We start from the raw sequence: 7,979 nt of genomic DNA on the forward strand, positions 1-7,979 counted from the left end.
CGGCTACCCCGCGGCCTTGGCAAAGGCTGCCTCGAAGATGTCGAGCCCCTCCGTGAGCAGCTCGTCACCGGCCACGAGCGGCGGAAGGAAGCGGAAGACGTTGCCGTAGGTGCCGCAGGTGAGCGTGACGAGGCCCTCGGCGTGGCACGCCCTGTTGACCGCGGCCGTGAGCGCGGCGTTCGGCGTGATGTCGCCCGCACCGTTGACGAGCTCGATCGCGAGCATCGCCCCACGGCCGCGGATGTCACCGATCTGCGGGAAACGGTCGGCGAGCGCCCGCAGCCGCGGCAGGAAGATCGCCTCGATCTCCCGGGCCCGCCCGCAGAGATCCTCCTCCTTCATCGTCTCGATGGCGCCGAGGGCGGAGGCGCACGCGACCGGGTTGCCGCCATAGGTCCCGCCGAGACCACCGGCGTGAATGGAGTCCATGACGTCCGCGCGTCCGGTCACGCCGGCGAGCGGGAGACCGCCGGCCATGCCCTTGGCCGTCGTGATGAGGTCGGGCACGACGTCCTCGTGCTCGCTCGCGAACCAGTCACCGGTGCGGCAGAAGCCGGTCTGCACCTCGTCGGCGATGAAGAGGATGCCGTGCTCCGCGCACCAGTCGGCGACCTGCTTGACGAATCCCGGTGCGGGGACGATGAATCCGCCCTCGCCCTGGATCGGCTCGAGGAGGACCGCGGCGGTGTTGTCCTCGCCGACCTGCGCGTGGACCATCGAGGTGAACGCCTCGAACGACTCCTTCGCGCAGTCCGCGGGGCCGCCGGGCCAGCGGAACGGGTAGCTCATCGGAGCGCGGTAGACCTCGCCGGCGAACGGGCCGAAGCGATGCTTGTACGGCATGTTCTTCGCGGTGAGGGCCATGGTGAGGTTGGTGCGGCCGTGGTACGCGTGGTCGAAGGCGATGACGGCATCGCGCCCGGTGAAGCTGCGCGCGATCTTCACGGCGTTCTCGACGGCCTCGGCGCCGGAGTTGAACAGGGCCGAGCGCTTCTCGTGGGTCCCGGGCGTGAGGTCGGCCAGGGCCTCGCAGACTTCGAGGTACTCCTCGTAGGGCGTCACCATGAAGCACGTGTGGGTGAAGTCCGCGACCTGCTGCTGGACACGCTCGACGACGCGCGGGGCAGCGTTGCCGACGCTGGTGACCGCGATGCCGGAGCCGAAGTCGATGAGCTGGTTGCCGTCGACGTCGACGAGGATGCCCCCGCCGGCCCGCTCGACGTAGACCGGCAGGCCCACGCCCACCCCGGCCGACACGGCCGCCGCCTTGCGCTGGTGCATCTCGGCCGACTTCGGCCCGGGGATGGCGGTCCGGAGGACCCGCTGCTGATCGACGTGAGTCATGGAGGCAGTATGCCGCTGAGCCGGCTTCGCGTCGAAGGGCTCGCTTCCGTCGGGGCCGACGCATTCCGCAGCTGGGTGGCGGGCTCGGTGCTGAACCCGCCACCCAGTGGGCACGTGCCTACCGAATGAGTCGCGCCGGTGTCCCTACCGGCTGACGCGGTAGCACAGGTGCAGCACCCTGTCGCCCTGGATGACGACGTGGGGGTCCTGCAGGAGGTGCTGGCCGGCGACCGAGCCGAAGAACCGCTTGCCGGATCCGAAGACGACCGGGACGACGTCCATCGCGACCTCGTCGACCAGACCGAGGGCGAGCGCCTGGCCACCGACGTCACCGGCCGCGACCGCGACCGTGCGGTCGCCGGCGAGCTGCTTCGCCCGCTCGATGGCGGGCGCGATGTCGTCGACGAAGTGATAGGACGCCTCCGGGTGCCATCCGACGGGCGCGGGCCGGTGCGAGACCACGACGACGTGTTCCCCCGCCGGAGGCTTGCCCTCCCAGCCGTTGGTGAGATCGAACAGGTGCCGACCGATCACCATCGCGCCGATGCCGTCCCAGATGGGTCGCGCGTACTCGTACGAGACTCGGCTGACCCGAAGCTCACCGCCTTCGGTGAGCGGGACGTCGCCGTTGCCGTACCAGTCGAACAGCGGCCCGACCGCATCGTCGACATCTGCGATGAAACCGTCGACTGAGACGACGTTGTGCATGATCACAGTGCTCATGACATCTCCTGGACTGTGGTTTTCGGTGGGCTCGTCACCCGGAGCCGAAACGGCTCCGGTGCTCGTGTGGGATGAGCGGCGTCTCGCCCCGGACCTTGAGCTGCTGGACGGTCCAGGTGTTGCCGTCCGGGTCCGAGAAGCCGAAGAACGTGCCGCCGTCCCGCGGGTCGATGACCTGGATCTCGGAGCACTCGACCCCACGCCCGACGAGTTCGGTCCGCGCGGCCTCGGCGTCGGCGACGCAGAGCTGGATCCCGTGGAGGGAGCCCGGTGCCATCGTCGTCTGAGTGGACAGGTTGCCGATGACGATCGAGCAGCCCGACCCCGGGGGCGTCAGCTGGGCGACATGCATGTGCTCGTTGTCCGTCTCGTGGTCGAGGTGGAAGCCGACCTGGTCGCGGTAGAAGTCGATCGAGCGACGCAGGTCGGAGACCGGCACGACGACGACCTCGAGGGTCCAGTCCATCGGCTGAACGCTCATGCCGGGGCCTTCGTGGCGACGAGCCGCTCGAGGCGGTCGTAGCCGTCACGCATGCCCTTCTCCATGCCGCTGGCCGCCATGCCGTCGCGCGCCTCGATGCTCGGGTAGACGGCGTGGCCGCGCAGCCGGCACCGGCCGTCGCCGAGGTCCTCGAAGGTGAGGGACTCGATGCTCACGACGTCCGGGAAGCCTTCGAACTCGAAGGTCTGGATGGCGAACTCGTTGTCCCGGACGACGTGGAAGACCCCGCGGAAGGCGTACTCCTCGCCCTGTGGGTCCCGGTGGACGTAGCGGTAGCGGCCCCCCGTGGTGAAGTCGTGCTCGTCGAGGACCATCTCGTAGCCGTCCGGCCCCAGCCACTGCTTGTAGAGGTCCGGGTCGCGGTGGGCCGCGAAGACTGCGTCGACGGGCGCGTCGAACTCGCGCTCGAAGTCGATGAAGGGCAGGCCCTCGGGGACGGTGATGGTCAGCTGCTTGCTCATGACTGCTGCTCCTGTGTCGTGTCGTTGTCTGTTCCCGTGTCTGTGCCGTTGCCTGTGTCGGCATCTGTGCCGGTGGCATCCGGCGTTGCCGCGAGCAGCGCGTCCAGCTTGCGGAACTGCTGCTCGTGAACGAGGCGGTAGCGGTCGATCCAGGCCGTCATGGCCTCGAGGCGCCCGGCGTTGAGATGGACCGGTCGGCGTTGGGCGTCCCGGGTCCGCGTGACGAGGCCGGCGTGCTCGAGCACCTGGATGTGCTTCGAGACCGCCTGCTTGCTGATCTGAAAGGGCTCGGCGAGCTCGTTCACCGTCGCCGGGCCGCGACTGAGCCGGGCGATGATCGCACGCCGGACCGGGTCGGCCAGGGCCGCAAAGGCGCGGTCCAGCTGGTCGTCGGTCGTGGGCATGTGAATCAAATCAACCAACTCCTTGATCAACCAATACGTTGATTAAAGCCAACCCGTCCCGTCCCGTCAACCCCCTCCTCCTGCAACACGCCCGGCAATGCGCAACTCCTCCTGAAATTTCACGATGCAGTTGCCGACGTCCGGGCGTGTTGCCGAGGCCCCTGCGTTCCGCAGGTGCGGCTGTATGCTGGCGTCCATGCCGCAACTGCGCATCACGGAGGCCGCCGCCCTGCTCGGCGTCAGCGACGACACGGTCCGCCGCATGGTCGACGCAGGCCGCCTTGCCGGAGGGACGGACCGTGCCGGACGACGCACCGTCGACGGCGCCGAGCTGGCCGCCGTCGCACAGGAGCTCGCCCACCCGGCCGAGGTGGGCGCCATCGGAGGGGCCTCCGCGCGCAATCGACTGCGCGGCATCGTCACCTCGATCACCAAGGACAAGGTCATGGCCAAGGTCGAGCTGCAGTGCGGCCCCTTCCGGATCACCTCGCTGCTGTCGAGCGACTCGGTCGACGAGCTCGGCCTCGAGGTCGGCTCCGTGGCGGTCGCCTCCGTCAAGTCGACCCACGTCGTCGTGGAGATCCCCGTATGACGACTCGCCCTCCAGCGACGGCCGCGACGCAGACCCGGCGGCACCGCCTGCTCAGCACAGCGGCATACGGCCTCGTCCTGGTGACCCTGTCCGCCTGCGGCACGACGTCGGAGACCACGGGAACCACCGGGGACCGCACGGTCACCGTCCTCGCCGCCGCCTCTCTGACGGAGTCGTTCGAGCGGCTGAGCGCGGACTTCGAGGACAGCCACCCGGGGATCACGGTCGAGGTCTCGCACGGTTCGAGCGCGACGCTCGTCCAGCAGGTCAACCAAGGCGCCCCGGCGCACGCCATCGCCCTCGCCGGCGAGGCCGCCGCGGAGCCCCTCGACGACGCACTCGTCAAGGGCTCCGCGACCTTCGCGACCAACGTGCTCGAGATCGCGGTCCCGCCGTCGAACCCGGCCCAGGTCACCGACATCAACGACCTCGGCCGGCCGGGGCTCAAGGTCGTCCTCTGCGCCGAGACGGTGCCGTGCGGTGAGGCGGCCGACGCGACGTTCCGGAAGGCGCGGATCGTCCCGTCGGTCGTCTCGCGCGAGGTCGACGTCAAGGCAACCCTGTCGAAGGTCCGACTCGGGGAGGCCGACGCGGCCGTCGTCTACCACTCCGACGTCGTCGCGGCTCAGGGCGCGGTCGAGGGCGTCGCGATCCGCGACCCCTTCAACACGAGCCTGAGCTACCCCATCGTCACGCTGGCGGACGATCCGGCGACGGCCGCGTTCGTCGACTACGTCCTGTCCACGGCAGGCCAGCAGACCCTCCGGACGTATGGGCTCGGACCCCCATGAGGTATGCCGCGCAGTGGCGTTCGCGACTCTCCCTCGGCGTCCCCGCGGGGTTGGCGCTCCTGCTCCTGCTCGTTCCGCTGGTCGCCCTGGTGTCGCGGGCCGACTGGTCGCGGGTCGTGGGTGACCTCGCGACCCCGAGCGTCGGGCCCTCCTTCCGTCTCTCCCTGCTGACGACGTCGACGACGGTGGTCCTCTGCCTGCTGCTCGGCACGCCCCTGGCCTGGTTCCTCGCTCGATCCGACCACCCGACGACGCGCTGGGTGCGCGCGCTGCTCACCGTCCCACTCGTCCTGCCACCGGTCGTCGGGGGCGTCGCCCTGCTCATGGCGTGGGGCCGCACCGGGCTCCTCGGCCAGCACCTCGCGCCCTTCGGCATCCAGATCACGTTCACGACGATCGCCGTCGTCCTCGCCGAGACCTTCGTCGCGATGCCGTTCTACGTGCTTGCCGTCGAGGGCTCGATGCGCGGGCTCGACCCGCGCCTCGAGTCGGTGGCCCGGACACTCGGCGCGACGGACCTGCGCTACCTGCGCACCGTGGCGCTGCCCCTCATCCTGCCCGGCCTGGCCAGCGGTGTCGCCCTCGCCTGGGCGCGGGCGCTCGGCGAGTTCGGCGCCACGCTGACCTTCGCCGGCAGCTTCCCGGGACGCACGCAGACGGCCCCGCTCGCTGTCTATGCCGCGCTCGAGCAGGACCCGCACGTCGCGACCTCGATCAGCATCGTCCTGCTCGCGATCAGCATCCTCGTCCTCGGCCTCCTCCGCGGGAAGTGGGTCCGGTGACGACGACACGGATGGCCTCACCAGGGCTCGATTCCCGAATCAGCCTGACCCGTGGGCGGATCCAGGTCGATGTCGAGCTCACCGCTGCTCCGGGAGAGATCATCGGGATCCTCGGCCCGAACGGCGGAGGGAAGACGACGACAGTCCTCGCCCTCGCCGGCGTGCTACCGCTCGAGGATGGGCACGTCGCCGTCGGTGGCGAGACGTGGGAGGGCGCGGGGCGCAGGCGGCTCCCCGAGGAGCGACACGTGGGCCTCATGCTCGCCGACCCCCTCCTCTTCCCCCACCTTCGAGCGATCGACAACGTCGCCTACGGCCCGCGCAGCCGCGGCGTCCACCGGCACGCCGCCCGCGAGCGCGCCCGCGAGGAGCTCGAGCGGGTGGGCCTCGGCGACCTCACCCACGCTCGAGCGAGCGAGCTCTCCTCGGGGCAGGCCGCTCGCGTCGCCCTCGCCCGGGCCATGGCGAGCGACCCGGCCCTGCTGCTGCTCGACGAGCCGCTCTCGTCGCTCGACCCGGACACGCGAGCGAGGACCCGCTCCGAGCTCGCGGCCCGCCTCACGGCATACGACGGGGTCACGGTGCTCGTCACCCACGACCCGCTCGACGCGCTCACCCTCGCCGACCGGCTCGTCTTCGTCGAGGACGGACACGTGACGCAGACAGGGACGCCCTCCGAGGTGCTACGGCGACCACGCAGTCCCTACGTCGCCACCGTCGTCGGCCTCAACCTGTATGCCGGGGAGTCCGATCCCGCCGGCGTCGTGACCCTTCCAGCGGGCGGTCGGATCGTCACGAACCACGAGGGTGCTGGGCCCCTGTGGGCGACCGTGCCGCCGACGGCGGTGTCGCTGCACCGACAGCCGCCCGAGGGCTCGCCGCGCAACAACTGGCGGCTCACCATCTCCGACATCACGCTGCAGGGGCAGTCCGCCCGTGTGGGGATGACGGGCGAGCTGCCCCTGACCGCTGAGGTCACGCTCGCCTCGGTGACGGTTCTCGGCCTCCAGGTCGGCGACGAGCTCTGGGCCTCGGTCAAGGCGACGGAGGTCCGGACGTACCCGCGCTGATCAGGACGGCGTGCCGACCTCGTCGACCTCGCGCTCGGGTCGACCGGTCAGGCGGCGCACCCGTGCGAAGAGCCCAGCGGTGGGCAGCTGGACCGCCGCCGAGACCAGGAGCGCGACGGGGATGCCGGCAACGTTGGCGAGCGCACCGAGGGGCGGTCCGCCTGCGACCTGGCCCACGGCGTTCATCTGCCCGTTCATCGACAGGACCGTCGCCCGGGTCGAGGAGTTCAGGTTCCGGTTGAGCCACGCGCGCTCGATCGGAGCGGCGAAGGCCTGCGCGGCGCTGCGGACCCACACCGCCGCCAGGACGAGCCAGAGGTTGCCGAGCAGCGCGATCCCGACCACCGCGGCGACCTGGGTGAGCGCCGCGAGCACGACGGGAAGGGCCGGGCGCTCCTCCGGCACGTGCCTCGGCAGCCAGCGGCTGCTCGCGAGGGAGGCCAGCAGGGACACCGTCGTGCCGACGAGGGCGAAGGCGGCGAAGGCCACCGCCTCGTCCCCAGCGAGGATCGCCGGCATCGTGAAGTCGTCGAGGACGCGCACCGTCCAGAGCCGGTCGACGACCTCGCTGGCCAGGCCGACGAGCAGGCTGACGAGCAGGAACGCCCTGACGACCTTGCGACGCCGGGCCACGTGCAGCCCGGCGACGAACAGGTCGCGCAGGTGGCCGAACGTCTCCCGCTCGACGCGCGGTGTCGGCGCGAAATGGCGCTCGGGCATGACGACGAGCAGACCGATGGCCAGCGCCACGAAGAAGGCGCCCGCCGCGATGATCGGGACGCGGAGGGCGATGAGGCCCAGCGCGCCGGCTGCGACGGCACCCGCGATGGTGGCGGAGAGCTCGACCTGCGTGCCTCGCGTGAAGACGCGGTGGACGTGCTCGTCGCCGACCTCGTCGCTCACCCATGCCTCGACGGCCCCCGACGTGAAGGTGTACCCGATCCCCCAGACGATCTGGGCGACCATGGCCGCCGCGAAGGTCGCGATGATTCCCTGGAGCGCGAAGCCGACCCCGACCAGGGCGAAGCCGATGATCGCCGAGAGCCGGCGGCTGTGCAGGTCGGCCACGACGCCCGTCGGCACCTCGAAGAGGAGGACGGTGAGCTCGAGCATCGTGCCGACGAGGACCATCTGGAGCGGCTCGAGCCCGATGACCTTGACCTGGAAGACCATGTTCAGGGTGAAGCACAGTGCATACGCGAACGCGGAGACGCCGGTCAGGCCGTAGTAGACCCGGCTCGGGTCGCCGGCACGAAGCGGTCGACGCAGCGGTCGACGCAGCGGTCGACGCAGCGAGGGGCGCACACGAG

10 protein-coding genes are annotated in these 7,979 nt (G+C 70.6%); 4 read left to right on the top strand and 6 right to left on the bottom strand.

Going from position 1 to position 7,979, the window contains the following annotated elements; genetic code table 11:
* Positions 1–3 precede the first annotated feature (3 nt).
* From gabT to LOY02_RS16555, 5 genes are all read right to left on the bottom strand, one after another.
* Positions 4–1,344: a 4-aminobutyrate--2-oxoglutarate transaminase gene (gene gabT / locus LOY02_RS16535; protein WP_317183469.1), complete on the bottom strand. Its 1,341-nt coding sequence runs from the start codon at positions 1,342–1,344 to the stop codon at positions 4–6.
* Between the two features lie 144 nt (positions 1,345–1,488).
* Positions 1,489–2,067 carry a dihydrofolate reductase family protein gene (locus LOY02_RS16540; protein ID WP_317183470.1) on the bottom strand — a complete coding sequence of 193 codons (579 nt, stop codon included), beginning with the start codon at positions 2,065–2,067 and terminating at the stop codon, positions 1,489–1,491.
* A 34-nt stretch (positions 2,068–2,101) separates the two neighbouring features.
* Positions 2,102–2,533, bottom strand: coding sequence for a VOC family protein (locus LOY02_RS16545; RefSeq protein ID WP_317183478.1), 432 nt, complete (start codon positions 2,531–2,533; stop codon positions 2,102–2,104).
* A gap of 11 nt (positions 2,534–2,544) precedes the next feature.
* The gene (locus LOY02_RS16550) at positions 2,545–3,030 is read right to left on the bottom strand and encodes an SRPBCC family protein (protein ID WP_317183471.1); all 486 of its coding nucleotides are present in this window, start codon (positions 3,028–3,030) and stop codon (positions 2,545–2,547) included.
* Positions 3,027–3,434 (bottom strand): metalloregulator ArsR/SmtB family transcription factor, encoded by a 408-nt coding sequence (locus LOY02_RS16555; RefSeq protein ID WP_317183472.1) that lies wholly within the window; start codon positions 3,432–3,434, stop codon positions 3,027–3,029. The genes LOY02_RS16550 and LOY02_RS16555 overlap by 4 nt, the downstream gene beginning before the upstream one ends.
* A 196-nt stretch (positions 3,435–3,630) precedes the next feature.
* On the opposite strand from LOY02_RS16555, the gene LOY02_RS16560 reads away from it, so the two are divergent.
* From LOY02_RS16560 to LOY02_RS16575, 4 genes are read left to right on the top strand one after another with little or no spacing between them, the layout of a single operon-like run.
* Entirely contained in the window at positions 3,631–4,026 is a 396-nt protein-coding gene (locus LOY02_RS16560) for a molybdopterin-binding protein (protein ID WP_317183473.1), read from the top strand.
* The gene (modA, locus tag LOY02_RS16565) at positions 4,023–4,817 is read left to right on the top strand and encodes a molybdate ABC transporter substrate-binding protein (RefSeq protein ID WP_317183474.1); all 795 of its coding nucleotides are present in this window, start codon (positions 4,023–4,025) and stop codon (positions 4,815–4,817) included. The genes LOY02_RS16560 and modA overlap by 4 nt, the downstream gene beginning before the upstream one ends.
* A complete protein-coding gene (locus tag LOY02_RS16570) occupies positions 4,814–5,599 on the top strand; it encodes an ABC transporter permease (RefSeq protein ID WP_317183475.1) in 786 nt (261 codons plus the stop codon). Before modA ends, LOY02_RS16570 begins: the two co-directional genes overlap by 4 nt.
* Positions 5,596–6,669 (top strand): ABC transporter ATP-binding protein, encoded by a 1,074-nt coding sequence (locus LOY02_RS16575; protein ID WP_317183476.1) that lies wholly within the window; start codon positions 5,596–5,598, stop codon positions 6,667–6,669. Before LOY02_RS16570 ends, LOY02_RS16575 begins: the two co-directional genes overlap by 4 nt.
* Here LOY02_RS16575 and LOY02_RS16580 read toward each other — a convergent pair.
* Positions 6,670–7,979, bottom strand: a 1,310-nt coding sequence (locus tag LOY02_RS16580; protein ID WP_317183477.1) for an MFS transporter, incomplete at its 5' end; no start/stop codon positions are given.

It is taken from the genome of Intrasporangium sp. (genome assembly GCF_032907665.1).
In the GTDB taxonomy this organism is placed as follows: domain Bacteria; phylum Actinomycetota; class Actinomycetes; order Actinomycetales; family Dermatophilaceae; genus Intrasporangium.